This is a genomic window from Klebsiella sp. 141162 (genome assembly GCF_050600755.1).
Taxonomy (GTDB): Bacteria; Pseudomonadota; Gammaproteobacteria; order Enterobacterales; family Enterobacteriaceae; genus Klebsiella; species Klebsiella aerogenes.
In genome coordinates, this window is sequence record NZ_JAQIRI010000013.1 from 17,635 (window position 1) to 37,582 (window position 19,948).

General features: G+C 54.0%; 21 protein-coding genes. 14 read left to right on the top strand and 7 right to left on the bottom strand.

Annotated elements, in window-relative coordinates; all coding sequences use genetic code 11:
* Nucleotides 1-10 precede the first annotated feature (10 nt).
* The 7 genes from PGR23_RS22875 (at nucleotide 11) to fabY (ending at nucleotide 6,092) form a co-directional block, all read left to right on the top strand.
* Complete coding sequence (locus PGR23_RS22875; RefSeq protein WP_020077565.1) at nucleotides 11-721, top strand: GntR family transcriptional regulator; 711 nt, start codon at nucleotides 11-13, stop codon at nucleotides 719-721.
* Between the two features lie 7 nt (nucleotides 722-728).
* Nucleotides 729-1,709, top strand: coding sequence for a sugar phosphate isomerase/epimerase family protein (locus tag PGR23_RS22880; RefSeq protein ID WP_047064456.1), 981 nt, complete (start codon nucleotides 729-731; stop codon nucleotides 1,707-1,709).
* Nucleotides 1,710-1,806: 97 nt separating this feature from the next.
* On the top strand, nucleotides 1,807-3,066 hold the full coding sequence (locus tag PGR23_RS22885; RefSeq protein WP_047066324.1) for an MFS transporter: 1,260 nt from the start codon (nucleotides 1,807-1,809) through the stop codon (nucleotides 3,064-3,066).
* Nucleotides 3,067-3,218: 152 nt separating this feature from the next.
* Complete coding sequence (yihX, locus tag PGR23_RS22890) at nucleotides 3,219-3,818, top strand: glucose-1-phosphatase (protein WP_047078390.1); 600 nt, start codon at nucleotides 3,219-3,221, stop codon at nucleotides 3,816-3,818.
* Nucleotides 3,812-4,672, top strand: a complete 861-nt coding sequence (locus tag PGR23_RS22895) for a virulence factor BrkB family protein (protein WP_015368968.1) — start codon at nucleotides 3,812-3,814, stop codon at nucleotides 4,670-4,672. Before yihX ends, PGR23_RS22895 begins: the two co-directional genes overlap by 7 nt.
* Nucleotides 4,669-5,106 carry a D-aminoacyl-tRNA deacylase gene (dtd, locus tag PGR23_RS22900; protein ID WP_015368967.1) on the top strand — a complete coding sequence of 146 codons (438 nt, stop codon included), beginning with the start codon at nucleotides 4,669-4,671 and terminating at the stop codon, nucleotides 5,104-5,106. Before PGR23_RS22895 ends, dtd begins: the two co-directional genes overlap by 4 nt.
* A 44-nt stretch (nucleotides 5,107-5,150) precedes the next feature.
* Entirely contained in the window at nucleotides 5,151-6,092 is a 942-nt protein-coding gene (fabY, locus tag PGR23_RS22905; RefSeq protein ID WP_015368966.1) for a fatty acid biosynthesis protein FabY, read from the top strand.
* A gap of 16 nt (nucleotides 6,093-6,108) precedes the next feature.
* On the opposite strand, the gene PGR23_RS22910 is transcribed toward fabY, so the two are convergent.
* The 5 genes from PGR23_RS22910 to fdnG all read right to left on the bottom strand — a co-directional run bounded on the left by PGR23_RS22910 (nucleotide 6,109) and on the right by fdnG (nucleotide 12,799).
* Nucleotides 6,109-7,026, bottom strand: a complete 918-nt coding sequence (locus PGR23_RS22910) for an alpha/beta hydrolase (RefSeq protein WP_396280059.1) — start codon at nucleotides 7,024-7,026, stop codon at nucleotides 6,109-6,111.
* A gap of 249 nt (nucleotides 7,027-7,275) precedes the next feature.
* Nucleotides 7,276-8,205 carry a formate dehydrogenase accessory protein FdhE gene (gene fdhE / locus PGR23_RS22915; protein WP_396280058.1) on the bottom strand — a complete coding sequence of 310 codons (930 nt, stop codon included), beginning with the start codon at nucleotides 8,203-8,205 and terminating at the stop codon, nucleotides 7,276-7,278.
* Nucleotides 8,206-8,210: 5 nt separating this feature from the next.
* Nucleotides 8,211-8,837 carry a formate dehydrogenase cytochrome b556 subunit gene (fdoI, locus tag PGR23_RS22920; RefSeq protein ID WP_015368962.1) on the bottom strand — a complete coding sequence of 209 codons (627 nt, stop codon included), beginning with the start codon at nucleotides 8,835-8,837 and terminating at the stop codon, nucleotides 8,211-8,213.
* Nucleotides 8,834-9,736: a formate dehydrogenase subunit beta gene (gene fdxH, locus PGR23_RS22925; protein WP_015368961.1), complete on the bottom strand. Its 903-nt coding sequence runs from the start codon at nucleotides 9,734-9,736 to the stop codon at nucleotides 8,834-8,836. The genes fdoI and fdxH overlap by 4 nt, the downstream gene beginning before the upstream one ends.
* Before the next feature lie 12 nt (nucleotides 9,737-9,748).
* Nucleotides 9,749-12,799, bottom strand: a complete 3,051-nt coding sequence (gene fdnG / locus PGR23_RS22930; protein ID WP_113771572.1) for a formate dehydrogenase-N subunit alpha — start codon at nucleotides 12,797-12,799, stop codon at nucleotides 9,749-9,751.
* Nucleotides 12,800-12,956: 157 nt separating this feature from the next.
* Between fdnG and fdhD the strand changes: the two genes are divergently transcribed.
* The gene (fdhD, locus tag PGR23_RS22935; protein ID WP_396280056.1) at nucleotides 12,957-13,793 is read left to right on the top strand and encodes a formate dehydrogenase accessory sulfurtransferase FdhD; all 837 of its coding nucleotides are present in this window, start codon (nucleotides 12,957-12,959) and stop codon (nucleotides 13,791-13,793) included.
* Nucleotides 13,794-13,921: 128 nt separating this feature from the next.
* A complete protein-coding gene (locus tag PGR23_RS22940) occupies nucleotides 13,922-14,134 on the top strand; it encodes a YdgH/BhsA/McbA-like domain containing protein (protein WP_045395271.1) in 213 nt (70 codons plus the stop codon).
* A 44-nt stretch (nucleotides 14,135-14,178) separates the two neighbouring features.
* Here PGR23_RS22940 and PGR23_RS22945 read toward each other — a convergent pair whose 3' ends face one another.
* Both PGR23_RS22945 and PGR23_RS22950 read right to left on the bottom strand, forming a co-directional pair.
* Entirely contained in the window at nucleotides 14,179-14,502 is a 324-nt protein-coding gene (locus tag PGR23_RS22945; protein ID WP_045395272.1) for an AzlD domain-containing protein, read from the bottom strand.
* Complete coding sequence (locus PGR23_RS22950; RefSeq protein ID WP_045395274.1) at nucleotides 14,502-15,161, bottom strand: AzlC family ABC transporter permease; 660 nt, start codon at nucleotides 15,159-15,161, stop codon at nucleotides 14,502-14,504. Before PGR23_RS22950 ends, PGR23_RS22945 begins: the two co-directional genes overlap by 1 nt.
* Nucleotides 15,162-15,261: 100 nt before the next feature.
* On the opposite strand from PGR23_RS22950, the gene PGR23_RS22955 reads away from it, so the two are divergent.
* The 5 genes from PGR23_RS22955 (at nucleotide 15,262) to PGR23_RS22975 (ending at nucleotide 19,934) form a co-directional block, all read left to right on the top strand.
* Nucleotides 15,262-15,810, top strand: a complete 549-nt coding sequence (locus PGR23_RS22955) for a helix-turn-helix domain-containing protein (RefSeq protein WP_015368954.1) — start codon at nucleotides 15,262-15,264, stop codon at nucleotides 15,808-15,810.
* Nucleotides 15,811-16,010: 200 nt separating this feature from the next.
* Nucleotides 16,011-17,222: a PfkB family carbohydrate kinase gene (locus tag PGR23_RS22960; RefSeq protein ID WP_032712973.1), complete on the top strand. Its 1,212-nt coding sequence runs from the start codon at nucleotides 16,011-16,013 to the stop codon at nucleotides 17,220-17,222.
* Between the two features lie 15 nt (nucleotides 17,223-17,237).
* Nucleotides 17,238-18,161 (top strand): dihydrodipicolinate synthase family protein, encoded by a 924-nt coding sequence (locus tag PGR23_RS22965; RefSeq protein WP_045395277.1) that lies wholly within the window; start codon nucleotides 17,238-17,240, stop codon nucleotides 18,159-18,161.
* 13 nt (nucleotides 18,162-18,174) lie between these two features.
* Nucleotides 18,175-18,666 carry a YhcH/YjgK/YiaL family protein gene (locus PGR23_RS22970; protein WP_045395279.1) on the top strand — a complete coding sequence of 164 codons (492 nt, stop codon included), beginning with the start codon at nucleotides 18,175-18,177 and terminating at the stop codon, nucleotides 18,664-18,666.
* Nucleotides 18,663-19,934, top strand: a complete 1,272-nt coding sequence (locus PGR23_RS22975) for an MFS transporter (RefSeq protein ID WP_045395280.1) — start codon at nucleotides 18,663-18,665, stop codon at nucleotides 19,932-19,934. The genes PGR23_RS22970 and PGR23_RS22975 overlap by 4 nt, the downstream gene beginning before the upstream one ends.
* The last annotated feature ends 14 nt before the right edge of the window (nucleotides 19,935-19,948 follow it).

Consider the following 19,948-nt stretch of genomic DNA (forward strand, 5'->3'; position numbering starts at 1 on the left):
GGATTAAACAATGACGAATAACCCATCCACTGTGGAAAATGCGAAAGAGAAACTGGACCTGTGGTTAAAGCAGGGGCTGACGGTATCGGGTGGAAAATTGCCGTCCGAGCGCGAGCTGGGCGAGTTGCTCGGTATCAAGCGTATGACCCTGCGCCAGGCGCTGCTCAGCCTGGAGGCGGAATCAAGAATATTTCGTAAAGACCGTAAAGGCTGGTTTGTCGCCCAGCCGCGTTTTAACTATAGCCCGGAGCTTTCCGCCAGCTTTCAGCGGGCAGCGATTGAACAGGGCAGAGAACCGTCGTGGGGTTTTATCGAAAAGGTACGGACGACGGAGTATCCCGACGTCGCAGAAGCTCTTGTGGCCACCTGTCCTGCGCATGATTTATATCTGATAACCGGCTGGGGGGCATTAGAAGGACATAAAGTTTTTTATCATGAAACGTTTATCAACCCGAATGTTGCGCCGGAGTTTATTACCAGGCTAAAGAACCAATCTTTTTCTTCCGTTTGGGAGAATAATTATCATAAAAATGTTGTTATTAAAAAATTAGCCTTCAGGCCAGTAAGAATGCCCGGCGATGTAAGTAAATTCATTGGCGGCTCTGCTGGTATGCCCGCTATTCTGATAGAAAAACATCGTGCCGATAGTGCAGGTAATATCGTGCAAATAGATCTCGAGTATTGGCGATTTGAGGCTGTGGATCTCTTTATTAACTTGTAGGTATTTTATGCTCACTAAAGATAACGCTGAGAAGATCCTTTCTCGCATTGATAATATTCCTCTTTATCTTCATGCTTATGCATATCACCTGAATATGCGGCTGGAGAGAATTTTACCGGCTGATTTACTGAAAATTGCGAATAGCCATCATTTAAAAGGTGTGAAAATTCATGTCCTCGATGGCGAGCGTTACTCTCTTAGCTGTATGGATAATATGCAATTGGCCGCTTTTGGCGAGCAGGCAAAAGCGTTACGGTTGGATATCCATATAGAAACCAGCGCCTCCGATAAAGAGACCATCGATCAAGCCGTCGCTATCGCATTAAAGACCGGGGCAACCTCCGTTCGTTTTTATCCTCGTTACGAAGGGCCTTTACAAGAAGTTTTAGCAAGAATTACGGCTGATATTCAATATATTAAAGAGACATATAGCCAATCTGGACTTACTTTTACCATTGAACAACATGAAGATTTAAAAAGCGCCGAGTTGGTCAATCTGGTTAAACAAAGCGAGATGCCGTCGCTATCGCTGCTGTTTGATTTTGCCAATATGATCAATGCTAATGAGCGACCGCTTGAGGCGTTGGCAGTGATGTCACCCTATGTCACTCAGGTTCACATTAAAGATGCCTGTATTATTGCGGAAAATGGCGGGCTGGGGCACCGGGCCTGTAACTCAGGTCTGGGTGATATGCCGTTTAAGGCGCTGCTGACTGAGTTAATTTGTCTGGGCCAGGAGCAACCACAGGTGATGGCGTACGGACTGGAAGAAGAAGTTGATTATTACGCGCCACCTTTCCGCTTTGCGACTGAAGGCGATAACCCGTGGATCCCGTGGCGACAAATGAGCGAAACGCCTCTGCCTGATACAACGCAACTTGAAACCCGGCTGGATAAAGAAAAACAGGATGCGATCGCCCAGTTAAATTTTGTCATGGACACTTTACGCGATATAAAAAATGATGCACTGAAAGTTCTTGCACGCTAACTTTTAATTACATTTGGTATTTATGATCGCTATTTTTTAGAATGGCGAAATGTTCCATGTCCTTAAATAAAATGATGTTAAGTCATCAGGGGATCTTATGCTCACAAGAAAGAAATGGGCTATATTTAGCCTGTTAACGCTTTGTGGTGGTACCATTTATAAACTGCCTTCATTAAAAGACGCATTTTATATACCGATGCAGGATTATTTTCATTTGACCAACGGTCAGATTGGTAATGCCATGTCGGTAAACTCAGTAGTGACAACCATCGGTTTTTTCTTGTCAATTTACTTTGCTGATAAACTTCCGCGTCGCTACACCATGTCATTTTCACTGATAGCGACGGGATTATTAGGTATCTATCTGACAACGATGCCTGGCTATTGGGGCATTCTATTTGTCTGGGCATTATTTGGCGTCACCTGCGACATGATGAACTGGCCGGTATTGTTAAAATCGGTGAGTCGGTTAGGGAATAGCGAACAGCAGGGGCGTTTATTTGGCTTCTTCGAAACGGGGCGCGGAATTGTCGATACCGTTATCGCATTTTCCGCATTAGCTATTTTCACCTGGTTTGGCAGTGGCTTACTGGGTTTTAAAGCCGGGATTTGGTTCTATGCCATTATTGTCATTGTTGTAGGCGTCTTGCTGTTTTTCATGCTTAAGCAGAAGGATGAGCCGACGCCCGCCGCGGATGAAGGCGCCACAAAGCAACAAACCAGCATCTCTTCGGTGCTGAAAGACAAAACTATCTGGCTGATTGCCTTCAATGTGTTCTTTGTTTACGCGGTTTACTGTGGACTCACCTTCTTTATCCCGTTCCTGAAGAACATCTACATGCTGCCGGTAGCCCTGGTTGGCGCCTACGGCATTATTAACCAGTACTGTTTAAAAATGATCGGTGGTCCAATTGGCGGTTTAATTGCCGATAAGATCCTCAAATCGCCAAGTAAATATCTCTTTTATACCTTCTGTATCAGTACGATGGCTTTAGTCGCGTTAATTCTGTTACCGCACGAAAGTATGCCGGTCTATCTGGGTATGGTGTGTACTCTCGGGTTCGGCGCAATTGTTTTTACGCAACGAGCCGTGTTTTTTGCCCCGATTGGGGAAGCGAAAATCGCTGAAAACCAGACGGGCGCGGCGATGGCGCTGGGGAGCTTCATTGGCTATGCACCGGCGATGTTTTGCTACAGCCTGTACGGCTACATTCTCGATCTCAATCCGGGTCTGGTGGGGTACAAGATAGTCTTTGGCATCATGGCCTGCTTCGCTTGCGCCGGCGCGTTCGTTTCGGTGATGCTGGTTAAACGCATCAACCGCAGAAAGAATATGTTGGAAACCGCATTGGTCTGATTTTAAGGGGTCTGCCATTTCACCAAAGCCGCAGATATGCGGCTTTGGTCGTTTTTGCGCCTGAGATGTCTTGAGTCGTTTCCGGTTTGTTCATAGTCAAACCTCTTCTTTCCCGCTACAGTTAATCTTCAACGGCGCGGAAGGAGACAAAAATGCTCTATATCTTTGATTTAGGTAATGTGATTGTCGACATTGACTTCAACCGGGTGCTCGGAACGTGGAGCGATTTGACCCGCATCCCGCTGGCGACGCTAAAGCAAGACTTTGTCATGGGCGATGCCTTCCACCAGCATGAACGCGGGGAGATCAGCGACGAAGAGTTTGCCGCCGCGATGTGCCACGAAATGAACATGCCGCTGAGCTATGAACAGTTCGCCCACGGCTGGCAGGCCGTTTTTGTCGCCTTGCGTCCAGAAGTTACCGACATCATGCAAAAACTTCGCGACCAGGGGCATCGCGTGGTAGTGCTCTCGAACACTAACCGATTACATACCACTTTCTGGCCAAGTGAATATCCGCAAGTGCGTGCTGCCGCCGATCATGTATACCTCTCACAAGAGATGGGGATGCGCAAACCCGAAACGCGTATCTATCAAAGCGTGCTGCAGGAAGAAGGATTTTCGCCGCAAGAAGCGGTCTTTTTTGACGATAACGCCGATAATATAGCTGGGGCTAATCAGTTGGGGATCACCAGTATTCTGGTCACGGGTAAGGAGACCATCCCCAATTACTTTGCGAAGCAGCTATGCTAAAAAGCGTTCATCAAAAAACCAAATACCATACCAGGCCGCTGGTGGCCTGGCTTAAGCTGCTGTGGCGGCGAATTGAAGAAGACAACATGACGACGTTGGCGGGGAATCTGGCCTACGTGTCTTTACTTGCGCTGGTGCCGCTGATCGCCGTGGTTTTTGCCCTGTTTGCCGCCTTCCCGATGTTCTCCGACGTCAGCGTGCAGATCCGCCATTTTATCTTTGCCAACTTCATTCCGGCGACCGGCGATGTCATTCAGGGGTATATAGAACAGTTTGTGGCGAACTCCAGCAGGATGACGGCCGTCGGCGCCTTCGGGTTAATCGTCACCTCATTACTGCTGATGTACTCGATTGATAGCGCGTTGAACACCATCTGGCGCAGCAGTCGGACGCGGCCAAAAATCTATTCATTTGCGGTCTACTGGATGATCCTGACTCTCGGGCCGCTGTTGGCCGGCGCCAGTCTGGCAATCAGCTCCTATCTTCTCTCACTACGCTGGGCCAGCGATCTCAATAGCGTCATTGACGATGTACTACGTATATTCCCGCTAATCTTATCGTGGGCGGCGTTCTGGATGCTTTATAGCATCGTGCCCACCACCCAGGTGCGCAATCGCGATGCGGTAATCGGTTCGCTGGTGGCGGCACTGCTTTTTGAAGCCGGTAAAAAGGCTTTTGCTCTATATATCACCATGTTTCCGTCATACCAGTTGATTTATGGCGTGATAGCGGTAGTGCCCATTTTATTTGTCTGGGTTTACTGGACCTGGTGTATCGTCTTGCTTGGCGCTGAAATAACTGTCACTCTCGGTGAATACCGCAAACTCAAAAAAGAAGAAACAGAACAACCATGATTGCATTAATTCAACGCGTATCCCGTGCAAGCGTTACCGTGGAGGGTGAAGTGACGGGTGAAATCGGTCCGGGATTGCTGGTGCTGCTGGGCGTCGAGAAAGACGATGACGAACAGAAGGCCAATCGTCTGTGTGAACGGGTGCTCGGCTATCGCATTTTCAGCGACGCCGAAGGCAAAATGAATCTTAATGTCCAGCAGGCGGGCGGCAGCGTGCTGGTGGTTTCGCAATTTACGCTGGCGGCCGATACCGAGCGCGGCATGCGCCCGAGTTTTTCCAAAGGCGCGGCGCCGGACAGAGCGGAAGCGCTGTATGAATACTTTGTTGAGCGCTGCCGTCAGCAAGAGATGAATACTCAGACCGGGAGATTCGCTGCGGATATGCAGGTCTCGCTGGTAAACGATGGTCCCGTGACCTTTTGGTTGCAGGTATGAGTCAGCTTCCGGGCAGGCTGCGGGTAACAAAAGAGAGTACAGCTATGTATCACCTTCGTGTACCGCAAACAGAAGAAGAGTTAGAAAGCTATTATCAGTTCCGCTGGGAGATGCTGCGTAAGCCGCTGCATCAGCCTAAAGGGTCGGAACGCGACGCCTGGGATGCCATGGCGCATCACCAGATGGTCGTCGATGAAGAGGGCAATCTGGTTGCCGTCGGTCGGCTGTATATCAATGCGGAGAATGAAGCCTCGATCCGTTTTATGGCCGTTCATCCTTCCGTTCAGGATAAAGGTTTAGGCACCCTTATGGCGATGACCCTTGAGTCAGTCGCCCGTCAGGAAGGGGTGAAGCGGGTGACCTGTAGCGCCCGTGAAGACGCGATGGAGTTTTTCTCTAAGCTGGGCTTTGTGAACCAGGGAGAAATCACCACGCCGACAACCACGCCGATTCGCCACTTTTTGATGATTAAACCCATTGCTTCACTGGATGATATCCTGCACCGCGGTGACTGGTGCGGCCAGCTGCAGCAGGCCTGGTATCAGCACATTCCGCTGAGCGAAAAGATGGGCGTGCGCATTCAGCAGTACACCGGGCAAAAATTTATCACCACCATGCCCGAAGCGGGGAATCAGAATCCACATCATACGTTGTTTGCCGGCAGCCTGTTTTCGCTCGCCACCTTAACCGGCTGGGGGCTTATTTGGTTAATGCTGCGCGAGCGGCACCTTGGCGGCACGATTATCCTTGCCGATGCGCATATCCGTTACAGCAAGCCTATTAGCGGACGCCCGAATGCGGTGGCCGATTTGGGCTCGCTAAGCGGCGATCTCGATCGCCTGGCGCGAGGGCGCAAGGCTCGCGTACAGCTTCAGGTCGAACTGTTCGGTAACGATAAGCTGGGCGCTGTTTTTGAGGGTACCTATATCGTATTGCCCGCAAAGCCGTTTGGTTCTTATGAAGAGGGCGGGAACGAGGAAGAGTAACCCGCCTCCGGCATTATTATTGGCCTGGCGTTTGCGTACGCCAGGCGATATCGCGCATCGCCTGCCTTGCCGCGAGGCTTATCCCGCCTAACTGAAAGAAACCGTGAATGACGCCCAGATAGCGCTGGCAGGTGCTTTCTACCCCCTGTGCTATTAGCCGCCGGTACAGCGCTTCTCCCTCATCGCGCAAAGGGTCAAATTCGGCCGTCAGGATATGAACCGGCGGCAGCCCGTTAAAATCTTCCCGCCACAGCGGACTGGCTTCCGGATGGGTAGCGGGTGTGGCCGCTAAATACATTTCGTAGCCGCTAAGCAGCGTACCCCGGGTAATGATGTAATCCTCGCCGTTGCTGGCGTAGCTTGCCATGCTGGCGGTAGCGTCGAGCATAGGGTAAATCAGGATAAGCTGCGCAGGTTGCCATGCTCCCGCCGCTTTCAGGCGCAGAGCCGTGACCAGGGCGAGGTGGCCGCCGGCGCTGTCGCCGGCCAGCGTGATGCGCGCGGCGTCAACGCCAAGCCGCCGCGCATACCGATGGATAATGTTGGCGCCTCGTTCCGCATCATCGTGCGCCGCCGGAAAAGGGTACTCCGGGGCCAGGCGATACTGCACGGCGATCACCCGGCACCCACTGAACCAGGCAAGCTGGCGCAATTGGTTGTCATGGGTGGCAAAGCCGCCGCTCACAAAACAGCCGCCGTGGTAATACACCATGGTGGGTAGCAAGCCGTTGCTTTTTGGCGGCGAGACGACGCGAAAGGTTATGCCATCGAGCGTGATGTCCTCAACCTGCACACGCGTTTCCGTTTCCCCTGCGAGAACGGCGCTGGCGAGATAGCCGTTTCTCCGGTCATCAATACTCTGTTCTCGTGCTGATGGCCGCCCCGCAGCAATAAACTCCTCAACCAGCGAAGCAATACCTTTTTCCAACGTCATGGCAAGTCCCTTTTACTGGATTAATATCCAGTGTTATAGCCTGGTTTTTGCGAAAAAGATATACCGAATAAAGCCGCGATCGCATTGTGGAAAGCGGCTCGCAAAAGCGTATTTCTCAGCAAAGATCTGCTTCTTCTGTTGAACAATATCTGGAGACGCAGGATCGGGATAAGGAGAGCATTTCCGGCGTGGTCACGCCGTATGAATGATAACGAGCGACCTGAGTCGCCCGTTACAGGAGCGCAGAACTTACTCCCCTTCGCCGGGGAACATGAACGGGTTAATTGAGCTTCTGGCGAAGCCTTCCTGTTCCATGCGAGCATCGAGTACCAGCGAGGCTAAATCGTCGGCAACGGCTTCGACTTTCGGGTCTTTCTCCTGATACATAATCTTCAGGTAGCTCCCGCAGTCGCCGCAGCTTTCGGCTTTCACCGCCGCCTGCTCGTTATCCAGCGACCAGTAGTGCAGGTCGCGGCTCTGTTCGCAGTTGCTGCATTTTACGCGCACCACATGCCATTCGGTTTCACACAAGTTGCAGTGCAGATAGCGCAGCCCCTGAGTGGTGCCGATTTGCACGATGCTGGAGACCGGCATCGAGCCGCAAACCGGGCAGAACTGGCGATGCTCGCCGTATTCGGCGCGCGCTTTCCCCGGGATCAGGCTGGCCATTTGCGCCCAGTACAGCGACAGCGCGGCCCAGATAAACGGCGCTTTGTCGCTGCTGACCGAGGCGAAATCGGAAGCAAACAGCGCGCTGGCCATCTCTTCCAGTTCCGGCCCGGAAGCTTTTTCCAGGTTCTCGATAACCGACAGCGCCGGGCCGCTCATCTCCGGTTTCAGCTCGGCGATCAGTGAATGCAGCAGCTTGTGCCAGTGTTTATCACGCGGCAATACGTGAATATCCAGCGGAGGCTTGCCCTGATCGTTGGCCTCTTTAATGCGGACAGTCAGATCCATCTGCAGCGGATGGTCGTACAGCACCACTTCCTGCGCATGAGCGATCAGCGCGGCAAAGCGCAGGTAATCGCCCAGCGGGTTATTGGCGGCCAGCTCGCGCAGGCGCTCCGCGCGGCGGTTATACAGATTCTTCAGTCTGGGGAACAGTAGCGGCGGAATTGCTTCCGCCGTGCGTTTCTCGCTCGAACCCAGCTCGTCTTGCGGGATTATGCGAATACTCATGCAGTCTATTTTTCCTGTTTCTGGCGGACTTCACGGTACCAGCGCGGGTGATGTTTCTTCGCCCACGTTTTGGTAACCCAGCCTTCCACCATCGCGGTAATGGTGCCTTTCACCCAGAGGGCGGCGTAGATATGCACCATGATAACCACAATTAACGCGACTGCGGCAAAAGAATGCAGCATCAGCGCGAATCGGATCACCGGGATTGAGAATGCAGGCGCAAAGTACGGACGCCAGATGATCACACCGCTTACCAGCAGCAGCACCAGGAAAATAATTGCCGCCCAGAATACGCATTTCTGGCCGAAGTTATAACGCCCGGTATCGCCTACCTCCTCGTTGACGACGATCTTACGAATATTCTTCGCCCAAAAGATATCATCCCGATTGATTAGGTTATGGTGCCAGTAACGGAAAAACATGATGATAAACGACGCGAACATCACCACCCCGACGAACGGGTGGAGAATACGCGCCAGCTGCGGCGTACCGAGAATATGCATCAGCCAGTTAAACGACGGGAAGAAAAAGCCTAACCCGCTTACCGCCGCCAGAATAAAGCAGAAGGCGGTTATCCAGTGGTTGATGCGTTCCGGCGCCGTGTAGCGCACGATGGTGTCACGTTTTCTCATTTGCGCACCTCGTCTTTCTCTTCATGCAGGTTGTCTTCTTCCTCATCTGCGCGGTTTGGACCGACGCCGACGTAGTGGAAGATGCTGGCTGCGAAGGTCGCAGCAAAGCCGACCGCCGCCAGCGGTTTCCAGATACCTTTCCAGAATTTCACCGTTTGGCTGATTTCCGGATTCTCTGGCAGACCGTGGTACAGATTCGGTTTATCGGCATGGTGCAGCACGTACATCACGTGGGTGCCGCCGACGCCAGCCGGATCGTACAGGCCCGCCTTGTCGTAACCGCGGGTTTTCAGCTCTGCGACGCGCTCGCCGGCCAGCGTTTTCATATCCTCTTTCGAACCAAAGTGGATAGCGCCGGTTGGACAGGTTTTCACGCAGGCCGGTTCCTGGCCGACGGTCACACGGTCTACGCACAGCGTACATTTGTAGACGCGGTTGTCTTCCGGGTTCAGACGCGGTACATCAAACGGGCAACCTGCGATGCAGTAGCCGCAGCCGATACACTGCTCAGACTGGAAGTCGACGATGCCGTTAGCGTACTGAATGATCGCGCCTTCTGACGGACAGGCCTTCAGGCAGCCCGGGTCAGCGCAGTGCATGCAGCCATCTTTACGAATAAGCCATTCCAGCTTGTCGTTTTGTTCCACTTCCGAGAAGCGCATGACCGTCCATGACTTGGCGGTCAGGTCCGCCGGGTTGTCATACACCCCGACGTTGTTACCCACTTCGTCACGAAGGTCGTTCCATTCGGAACAGGCCACCTGACAGGCTTTACAGCCGATACAGGTGGTCACGTCGATAAGCTTCGCCACTTCCTGCTGGTGGTCCCGCGCCTGAGGCGCGGGAGTGAAACCGTTAGTCGCGGAACGACGAATAATATCTTGCGATTGATAAGCCATAAGTCGTCTCCGTTACACCTTTTCCACGTTCACGAGGAAGGCCTTAAACTCCGGCGTTTGCGTGTTGGCGTCGCCGACGAACGGCGTCAGCGTATTGGCGATAAAGCCTTTTTTCGCCACGCCTTCGTAGCCCCAGTGAATAGGAATACCGATGGTATCCACCTCTTTACCGTGAACCTGCAGCGTACGAATACGCTTGGTCACCACCGCCTTGGCTTTGATATAGCCGCGGTTAGAGGAGACCTTCACGGTATCGCCGTGGCCGATGCCGAGCTTATTCGCCAGTTTTTCGCCGATCTCCACAAACTGTTCCGGCTGCGCGATGGCGTTAAGCAGCGCGTGTTTGGTCCAGTAGTGGAAGTGCTCGGTCAGGCGGTAAGTGGTGCCGACGTACGGGAATTTTTCGGCCTTGCCCATCTGCTCGAGATCGCCTTTAAAGACGCGAGCGGCCGGGTTAGAGACCACGTTTGGATGCAGCGGGTTAGTCCCCAGCGGCGTTTCAAACGGTTCGTAGTGTTCCGGGAACGGCCCTTCAGCCATCTTATCGATAGCGAACAGACGCCCCATCCCTTCAGGCTGCATGATAAACGGACCGACGTCGCTACCAGGGGCGGCGGCGCTGTAATCCGGAATATCCACACCGCCCCATTTCGCGCCGTCCCATTTCAGCAACTGACGCTTCGGATCCCACGGTTTACCCTGCGGATCCGCGGAGGCGCGGTTATACAGAATGCGGCGGTTTAGCGGCCATGCCCAGGCCCAGCCCAGCGTATTGCCGAGGCCTGACGGGTCGGCGTTATCGCGGCGCGCCATCTGGTTGCCTTCCGGCGTCCAGCTTCCGGCGAAGATCCAGCAGCCGCTGGAAGTCGTGCCGTCATCGCGTAGCTGTGCGAAGGAGCTCAGCTGCTGCCCTTTCTTAACGATTACCGCGCCGGTTGCCGGATCGGTAATATCCGCCAGCGCTTTACCGTTGCTTTCCATCGCCACTTCTTCAGATGCCGGCTCGTGCGGCGTGGAGTAGTTCCACGTCATGTTGAGCACCGGCTCCGGCGTCGGGCCGCCTTCTTCGGCATACATCTTACGCAGACGCGAGAAGATACCGGCGAGGATTTCGCCATCGGTCACGGCGATCCCCGGGGCGTCCGCGCCTTTCCAGTGCCACTGCAGCCAGCGGCCGGAGTTCACGATAGAACCGTTTTCTTCGGCGAAGCAGGTGGACGGCAGACGGAATACTTCGGTCTGGATTTTCGACGGGTCAACATCGTTGGACTCACCGTGGTTTTGCCAGAAGGTGGACGTTTCGGTGTTGAGCGGGTCGATGGTTACAAGGAACTTCAGCTTCGACAGGGAAGCCACTACCTTGTTTTTGTTCGGGAACGAGGCGACCGGGTTAAAGCCCTGGCAAATATAGCCATTCACTTTGCCCTGATTCATCATCTCGAAATACTGCAGGACGTCGTAGCTCTTATCCCACTTCGGCAACCAGTCAAAGCCCCAGCTATTCTCGGCCGTAGCTTTATCGCCGAAGAAGGCTTTCATCATGGAGACGAAGAACTTCGGATAGTTGCCCCAGTAGTTCACCTGGTCTTTCAACAGCGGTTTCGGCGTGTTGGCGCTCAGGTAGGTCTGCAGGTCTGCCTGTTTTTCATTAGGCAGCGACATGTATCCCGGCAGGCTGGTTGAGAGCAGGCCGAGGTCGGTCAGACCCTGGATGTTGGAGTGACCGCGCAGGGCATTGACGCCGCCGCCTGCCATCCCCATGTTGCCAAGCAGCAGCTGGATCATCGCCATGGTGCGAATGTTCTGCGCGCCGATGGAGTGCTGGGTCCAGCCGAGGGCATACAGGAACGACGCGGTTTTATCGTGCGCGCTGGTTTCTGCAATATATTCGCAAACTTTAAGGAAATCGGCCTTCGGCGTACCACAGATGTTTTCAACCACATCCGGCGTATAGCGGGAAACGTGCTGTTTTAGCAGATTCCAGACGCAGCGTGGATGCTGTAGCGTGGTATCGCGTTTGGCGAAGCCGTTTTCATCCAGCTCGTAGTTCCAGCTGGTTTTGTCATACTGGCGTTTTTCCGCATCGTAGCCGCTGAACAGACCATCATCAAAGCTGTAGTCCTCACGCACGATCAGGCTGGCGTTGGTATAGGCTTCGGTGTATTCACGGTTGAATTTTTCGTTATTCAGCAGGTACAGGATGACGCCCGACAGGAAGGTTATGTCGGTACCGGAACGAATCGGGGTATAGAAATCAGCCACCGACGCCGTACGCGTAAAGCGCGGATCGATAACGATGAGCTTGGCGCCGTTATGAATTTTGGCTTCCATCGCCCAGCGGAACCCCACCGGATGCGCTTCTGCGGCGTTACCGCCCATCACCACGATCAGGTTGGCGTTTTTAATATCAACCCAGTGGTTGGTCATCGCACCGCGACCAAATGTTGGAGCAAGACTTGCTACCGTTGGTCCGTGTCAGACACGCGCCTGGTTATCCACCGCCAGCATCCCGAGGGCGCGGGTGAATTTCTGTGTTAAATAGCCGGTTTCGTTACTGGAAGCGGAGGCGCACAGCATACCGGTGGTCAGCCAACGGTTAACGGTGGTGCCGGCGCTGTTTTGGGCGATAAAGTTGGCGTCACGGTCTTCTTTCATCAGCTTCGCGATGCGATCGAACGCTTCGTCCCAGCTGATTTGTTGCCATTTATCAGAACCTGGCGCACGATATTCCGGGAATTTCAGGCGGCTTTCAGAATGGATAAAGTCCACCAGACCGGCCCCTTTCGGGCAGAGCGCACCACGGTTTACCGGATGGTCCGGATCGCCTTCGATATGAAAAATGGATGCTTTGGCGTTTTTCGCACCGTCGCCGAGGCTATACATCAATAGCCCGCAGCCAACGGAACAGTACGTACAGGTGTTGCGGGTTTCGCGAGTACGCAGCAGTTTATACTGCCGGGTTTCCGCGAGCGCAGTAGCCGGGGCAAAGCCCAGCGCTGCTGCCGTCGTGCCTGCCATACCGCCAGCGCAGATCTTAAAGAACTGCCTTCTGCTGACCTGCATGGTTCGCTCCTTGTTTCGACATTGTCACATGTAGTTATTTACTTTGCGGTGAAGGCCGCAAAGGTTCAGAATTGAGTTAATTTCCCTCGGTCCTGGAGGGATATAAAAACAGAATACCACATTGTGTGTATGCCTGTTCCAATACGGTTAAATGAAAGTGAATAAGAACCTTCCTGAACAAATCAAAAATGTGACAGATGTCACGGGTTATCGCCGGATTACCCTCTGGAAACGCGAGGATTTACAACATCCTCAGCCAGACGAGGTAGCTGAAGAGGTACCCGTCGCTCTGGTCTATAACGGCATCTCGCACGTTGTCATGATGGCGACGCCACGTGACCTGGAACATTTCGCCGTCGGTTTTTCCCTATCTGAAGGGATTATACAAAGCCGACAAGAGATCTACGGGATGGACGTGGTACAGGCCTGTAACGGGGTAGAAGTGCAAATCGAACTCTCCAGCCGCCGGTTTATGGGGCTGAAAGAGCGCCGCCGGGCGCTCGCCGGGCGTACCGGCTGTGGAGTATGTGGCGTCGAGCAGCTAAATGATATCGGTAAGCCCGTCGAGCCGCTGCCCTTTAGCCAGACCTTTGCGCTCTCTCATCTCGATCGCGCGCTCAAACAGTTAAATGAGGTTCAGCCTATCGGCCGTCTGACCGGCTGTACGCACGCCGCCGCGTGGGTGCGCCCTGATGGCGAACTGGCGGGCGGGCATGAAGATGTAGGCCGTCACGTTGCGCTGGATAAACTGCTGGGGCGCCGTAGTGAAGAAGGAGAGGGCTGGCAGCAGGGCGCGGCCTTAGTCTCCAGCCGCGCCAGTTATGAGATGGTACAGAAGGCCGCAATGTGTGGGGTGGAAATTCTGTTTGCCGTTTCCGCGGCGACGACCCTGGCGGTTGAAGTCGCCGAGCGTTGTAATCTGACGCTGGTGGGCTTCTGCAGGCCAGGCAGAGCGACGATTTATACTCATCCGCAGCGCCTGATTGCAGGTTAATTGTTGGTCAGTTTTTTTGAAAGATGACAGCAAATCCTTCCGCTTTTAGTTACGGGATGTGAAGACTATTATTTATCACATCAAGGCACGGCGCCTTATCCAAACAACTAAATGAAAGGGTTTATATCATGAAAAGCATCAAAACTTTTGTCGCTGTTATCGCTCTGGCCGCTTCTTTCGGTTCTTTCGCCGCGCAATCTGTGACCGCCACCGCTTCCACCATGGACGCCGCGGAAGCGAAAATCGCCGCTCAGGCGCAGGCTGCTGGCGCATCTTCTTACACCATTACCGAAGCATTTAGCGGTAACCGCGTGCATATGACCGCTGAGCTGAACAAATAAGCTAGCAACCCACTACCGTCGAAAGAGCGCCTCAGGGCGCTTTTTTAGTTTATACCCGCCAGGCGCAGCAGCGCCGTCACCACCGCCGCGGCGATAATCACCACGATAAGCGGCATCTTGCGCCAGGCAAGGAACACGGCAAAACCGACGCCCAGTACCCGCGCCATGCCGGAAAAATGCTCGCTTTCATAAAAGGTGGTCGCCAGCGCCACGGAAAAAAGCAATACCGTCGCGGCATCAGAAAGCAGCGCCTGCGAGCGCTCGGAAAACGCTAAACGACTGCCAAGCTTTGCCCCGCCCAAACGCATCAGATATGTGCCGATCGACAGAATCGCGATCCCGGCGATAAACAGCGTCATATTAGCCATTATTTTTTCCTCGCCAGTAAACCAAACAATGAGAGCAGAACCGGTAATCCAACCGGCGCGAAGGGCACGGCGGCAAGCGAAATAACCGCGCCGCTACAGGCACGAATCAGTGTGGTACGTTTTTTAAAAGCCGGTACCACCAGCGCCAGCAGGATAGCCGGGAATACCGCATCCAGGCCGATGGTTTCCGGTGCGGGTAATAATTTACCGACGCCGGCGCCCAGCAGGGTACCGAGCGGCCAGATGAGCGCCACGCCCAGCCCGCAGAGCCAGTAGGCGGCTTTACGCTGCTCCGGGGTTTTCTGCGACAGGCCGAACACCACGCTCTCATCATTCATAATATGGCAGCCGAGCAGGCTGGCGGCGCGGGCGCCGACCAGATCGCGCACGGTGACGCCAAAAGGAACGTGGCGGGCGTTCACCAGTAAACCTGCCGCCGCCGCGGCGAGCGGGTTACCGCCGCTGGCGACAATACCGATAAACATAAACTCAGAGGCGCCGGCCAGCACCGTAATGGAAAGGACAAACGGCACCCACAGTGGAAAACCGTAAGCCATCGCTAATGAACCGTAAGACATGCCAACCACGCCGACCGCCAGGCATACCAGAATGATTGCTTTAATGGTGTCTCCACTGAGACAGGAAAATTTGTAACGCATACGCTTTAGCCATATCGAACGAATTTCCATTATAATGAACGCAACAGAATGGTTTTTCAAGGCGAACGATTCGTTCGATATAAAATACGAGGAGCGGTGTATGACACAGCCCATCAGCGTAATTGCTAAAAGCCTGACGCGCGAGCGCTCGCGCACCGGGCTTTCACTGGCGGAGGTGGCGCGCCGCGCCGGGATAGCCAAATCGACCCTGTCACAGCTGGAATCCGGCAATGGCAACCCTAGCCTGGAAACATTGTGGGCGCTGTGCGTGGCGCTGGACATTCCCTTCGCCCGCTTACTGGAGCCGCAGGCCAACCAGACCCAGGTGATTCGCCGCGGCGAAGGAACCAAAGTGGTTGCTGAGCAGGCCAACTATCAGGCCATTTTGCTGGCGGCTTGTCCCCCCGGCGCGCGTCGCGACATCTATCTGCTGTTGACGCAGCCCGGCGCCGATCGGATCTCGCACCCGCACCCGCCCGGGTCGGTCGAACATATTATTATCACTCAGGGGCGCGCGCGCGTTGGTCTTACCGAAGCGCCGGAAGAGCTGGGAGAAGGGGATTACATCTGCTACCCGGCCGATCGGGAACACCTCTTTCAGGCGCTGGAGCCGGATACCCAGGCGCTGCTGGTGGCAGAGCAAAATTAGTCAGAATCTGCGCATTTTATTCTGATGCGCAGAAGATTATTTCATTTCCCATTAATGATTGAGTGAATTATTTATTCACTCAATTTCTTCATTGTTTTTCCATTTTTGTTTCCTTCCGTTTTGCCTGAAAACATGGGATTGATGTCACTCTTCCTTCCGGAAGTGGTTCGTATACTTAATTCGTGACATTGGGGCCTATTATGTTTTTAGAAGAACGTAGAAAGCATATCCTGAAATATTTAAACGATCATGAGCGTGGTTTTGTTAATTATTTTGCTGCTTATTTTAGTGTTTCAAAAGAAACCATTCGCAGTGATTTAAATATTCTTGCAGAAATGGGGTTGGTGCAACGTTGTTATGGCGGAGCGATTATTTCCCGGCACAATTTAAAGGCTGAACTTATTTCTGAAACCGGTGATAGTTTCGGCGTGCTGCTGCAGCCGATTAACCATCGGAAACCTACGGCGAGCGGTCAGCAGAAAGGAAAATCGATGAACGGCAAAGTGTGTGTATTCGGCTCATTTAATGTGGATATCGTGGCCCGAGTGGAGCGTTTTCCGCGCGGCGGAGAATCGCTACTGGCGCTCGCCAGCAGCCTTGGGCCCGGTGGCAAGGGGGCGAATCAGGCGACGGCGGCCAGTAAAGCCGGCGCGCAGGTCCATTTTGTCGCTAAGGTGGGCAAGGATCAGTTTAGCCACCTGGCGGCCGATCATCTCACTCGTTCAGAAATACACTCCTATACGCTTTATCAATCTGAGAGCGAACCTACCGGCAATGCCATTATTTATGTTTCGCAGGAAAATGGCGAAAATATGATTGCTATTTACTCTGGCGCCAATACTACAATAACGCATAATGAGATTGAGGCGATTATTCCAGAGTTGTCCGCCTCCGACGTTTTACTTGTTCAGCTTGAGAATAATTTTGACGCCACCCATTCGCTAATAAAAATCGCCAGGGAACTCGGTAAGACAGTCATTCTCAATCCGGCGCCATACTCGGCGGAAATAATCAAAAGCATCCCTTATATCGATGTGATTACACCGAATGAAACCGAGGCTTCATTATTATCCGGTATCGACATTCACGATGTTGATACTGCCAAAGAAGCCGCGCTGCGCATCGCTGAATTAGGTGTAAAGAAAGTTCTGATTACCATGGGGTCGCGCGGAGCGCTGCTGCTGGATAATCGCCAGTTTAGCCAAATTCGCGCCTTTCCGGCGGTCACCGTCGATACCACCGGCGCTGGCGATGCGTTTAATGGCGCGCTCGCCGCCTCGCTGGCTGCCGGCAACACCCTGGTTCAGGCCGCGACCTGGGCCTCTGCTTTCGCCTCTCTGGCCGTCGAGCTGGAGGGGGCTTCCAACATGCCTGACTTTGCGCAGGCAAGTGCCCGACTCCGTACCCTCTAATCCAGGAAAAATAAGATGAAAACGATTAACGGTGTTGTACCCGTCATGCTGACCCCTTTTACCGCTGACGACCAGATTGATTATCCGGCGCTGGCGAAGCTGATTGATTGGTATCTGGCAAAGGGCGTGGATGCGCTTTTTGCCGTCTGCCAGTCCAGCGAAATGCAATATCTCAGCCTACAGGAGCGTGTCGAGCTGGCGCGTTTCGTGGTGCAACGCGTGGCGGGACGCATTCCAGTCATTGCCTCGGGCCATATCAGCGATGATCTGGCGGCGCAAAAAGAGGAGTTGCTGGCAATGGCGCAGACCGGCATTGATGCGCTGGTGCTGGTCACTAATCATCTCGATCCGCGTAATGAGGGTAGTGAAGTCTTTTTCGCTACCCTGCAATCGCTGTTAGCGGCTTTGCCTTCTTCCATGCCGCTGGGGCTGTACGAGTGCCCGGCGCCGTATCGCCGCCTGCTTAGCGACGACGAGTTCGCCTGGTGCGCCAACAGTGGTCGTTTTGTGGTGCTGAAAGATGTGAGCTGCGATCTGCCAACCGTTGAGCGCCGCGTGCGTCTGGCGCAGGGAACCCCGCTGAAGGTCATTAACGCCAATGCCGCGATCGCCTGGCCGGCGATGCTAGCGGGCGCCGAAGGTTTCAGCGGCGTGTTCACCAACTTCCATCCCGAACTGTACGGCTGGCTGTGGCGGGAAGGCAAAAATCAGCGGGCGCTGGCCGATGAACTGGCGATATTTCTGTCGCTGGGTGCGGTAACCGAAACGCTGGGCTACCCGAAAAACGCCAAAATTTACCATCAACGGCTGGGGACCTTCGACAGCGATGCCTGCCGGGTTAATAAAGACGATGTGCTGAGCAAATTCTGGGGGCTGACGGTGATCCTCGACCAGATCCGCGCCGGGACTGAACTGTGGCAGCAGCGGATCGCCAGCTAAGGGAGGGATCGTTATGATCGTATCGAGTCTGCAGGCGTGGTCTGCGCAACATGCCGCGTTTCATCCGGCGATCCGCCAGGCGCTGGCGTTTATCGCCAGCCAGGATTTCCAGCGCTTCGCGCCGGGGAAAATCGACCTGATCCCGGGGAAACTTTTCTGCCTGCTACAGGAGATGGAGAGCGTGCCTTTCGCGCAGGCGCGGCCGGAGTCGCACAAGCAGTTCATTGATATTCAGTATCTGATTTCCGGCGAGGAGCGGATGGGTGTCAGCCGCGCTGAAAGCGGCAGTCATTGCGTTACCGAGGATCGGACGCCGCAGCAGGACATCCTGTTCTGGCAGGTTGAAGAAGAGGAGACGCAGATAACCCTGAAGCCTGGCATGTTCGCCATTTTCTTTCCCCAGGACATCCATCGTCCGTGCTGCCATCCGCGCGATGGCGAGCGGCAACATATCCGTAAAGCAGTGATGAAAATCGATCGCGCCTTGCTGGAGGAGGGTTTATGAGTTCGCTTAATCAAACGGCGGCTGAAGCGATTGCGGCGCCGAAACTCTCGCGTCGACGTTGGGGTATTATTTTAATCCTGCTACTGGCCGCGGTGGTCAATTACCTCGATCGCGCCAATCTGAGCATTGCGAACACCACCATCGCCAGGGAGTTTGGCTTCTCTGGTACTGAAATGGGGCTGTTATTGTCAGCGTTTCTCTGGCCCTATGCGCTAGCGAATTTACCCGCCGGCTGGCTGGTAGACCGCTTTGGCGCGAAGAAAATGTTCAGCGGCGCGCTGGGGTTATGGTCAGCGGTGACGTTCTTAATGGGCTTCGTGAACACCTATAGCTTCTTCTATGGTTTGCGCATGCTGCTGGGCGTGGCGGAGTCACCGTTCTTCACTTCCGGTATCAAGATCACCCAGAGCTGGTTTGCGGAGAAAGAACGCGGTTTGCCAACGTCAATTATCAATACCGGTTCGCAAATCGCCAATGCGATAGCGCCTCCGGTGCTGACTATTTTGCTGTTATGGATCGGCTGGCGCGGCATGTTCATGGTTGTCGGCCTGCTCGGACTGCCATTGTTGCTGGCGTGGCTTAAGTTTTATCGCGACCCGGACGCGCGCGAGGCGATGCTGATACATACCGGGAAAGTCATACGTCCCGAAGGTGAGCAGCCGAAGGTCAGCTGGGGAGAACTGTTTCGCCGGAAAACCACCTGGTTCATGATTGCCGGTAACTTCTGCATCATGTTTACCATTTGGGTTTATCTGACATGGCTGCCGGGATATCTGGAAACCTCGCTGGGCTTTAGCCTCAAGCAGACCGGTTTTATCGCCTCGATACCTTTCTTTGCCGGTATTATCGGCGTGCTGTGCGGCGGGATGCTTTCTGACAGACTGGTGCGTAGAGGAATGAATGCTGTTACCGCGCGTAAAGTGCCGATTGTGGCGGGCGCCGCGCTGGCGGCCTGCTTCGTGATGCCGATTCCGTTTGTTGATAATAGCGGCGTTGCGATCGCGCTACTGACGCTGGGCTACTTCTGTTCACAAATGCCTTCCGGCGTGATCTGGACGTTAGCGACCGATATGGCGCCGAAAGAACAGGTCGCCTCATTGGGTGCTATCCAGAACTTTGGCGGCTTTCTCGGCGCGGCGCTGGCGCCGATTATCACCGGCATTATTCTTGATGCTACCGGGCACTTTACCAACGTATTTATTCTCGGCGGGATACTGCTGTTTATGGGGGCCTGCTGCTACGGTTTCTTTGTGCGCAAAAATGCCTAATCCCTCTGATACCA

Bases quoted from the DNA above. Each gene is read 5' to 3' on its own strand.
- PGR23_RS22950 (WP_045395274.1), bottom strand. From the start codon at position 15,161: ATGCGTTACAAATTTTCCTGTCTCAGTGGAGACACCATTAAAGCAATC.
- PGR23_RS22895 (WP_015368968.1), top strand. From the start codon at position 3,812: ATGCTAAAAAGCGTTCATCAAAAAACCAAATACCATACCAGGCCGCTG.
- fdhE (WP_396280058.1), bottom strand. From the start codon at position 8,205: ATGAGTATTCGCATAATCCCGCAAGACGAGCTGGGTTCGAGCGAGAAA.
- dtd (WP_015368967.1), top strand. From the start codon at position 4,669: ATGATTGCATTAATTCAACGCGTATCCCGTGCAAGCGTTACCGTGGAG.
- fabY (WP_015368966.1), top strand. From the start codon at position 5,151: ATGTATCACCTTCGTGTACCGCAAACAGAAGAAGAGTTAGAAAGCTAT.
- PGR23_RS22955 (WP_015368954.1), top strand. From the start codon at position 15,262: ATGACACAGCCCATCAGCGTAATTGCTAAAAGCCTGACGCGCGAGCGC.
- PGR23_RS22965 (WP_045395277.1), top strand. From the start codon at position 17,238: ATGAAAACGATTAACGGTGTTGTACCCGTCATGCTGACCCCTTTTACC.
- PGR23_RS22885 (WP_047066324.1), top strand. From the start codon at position 1,807: ATGCTCACAAGAAAGAAATGGGCTATATTTAGCCTGTTAACGCTTTGT.
- PGR23_RS22960 (WP_032712973.1), top strand. From the start codon at position 16,011: ATGTTTTTAGAAGAACGTAGAAAGCATATCCTGAAATATTTAAACGAT.
- fdxH (WP_015368961.1), bottom strand. From the start codon at position 9,736: ATGGCTTATCAATCGCAAGATATTATTCGTCGTTCCGCGACTAACGGT.
- PGR23_RS22910 (WP_396280059.1), bottom strand. From the start codon at position 7,026: ATGACGTTGGAAAAAGGTATTGCTTCGCTGGTTGAGGAGTTTATTGCT.
- PGR23_RS22970 (WP_045395279.1), top strand. From the start codon at position 18,175: ATGATCGTATCGAGTCTGCAGGCGTGGTCTGCGCAACATGCCGCGTTT.
- PGR23_RS22975 (WP_045395280.1), top strand. From the start codon at position 18,663: ATGAGTTCGCTTAATCAAACGGCGGCTGAAGCGATTGCGGCGCCGAAA.
- PGR23_RS22940 (WP_045395271.1), top strand. From the start codon at position 13,922: ATGAAAAGCATCAAAACTTTTGTCGCTGTTATCGCTCTGGCCGCTTCT.
- fdoI (WP_015368962.1), bottom strand. From the start codon at position 8,837: ATGAGAAAACGTGACACCATCGTGCGCTACACGGCGCCGGAACGCATC.
- PGR23_RS22875 (WP_020077565.1), top strand. From the start codon at position 11: ATGACGAATAACCCATCCACTGTGGAAAATGCGAAAGAGAAACTGGAC.
- PGR23_RS22880 (WP_047064456.1), top strand. From the start codon at position 729: ATGCTCACTAAAGATAACGCTGAGAAGATCCTTTCTCGCATTGATAAT.
- yihX (WP_047078390.1), top strand. From the start codon at position 3,219: ATGCTCTATATCTTTGATTTAGGTAATGTGATTGTCGACATTGACTTC.
- PGR23_RS22945 (WP_045395272.1), bottom strand. From the start codon at position 14,502: ATGGCTAATATGACGCTGTTTATCGCCGGGATCGCGATTCTGTCGATC.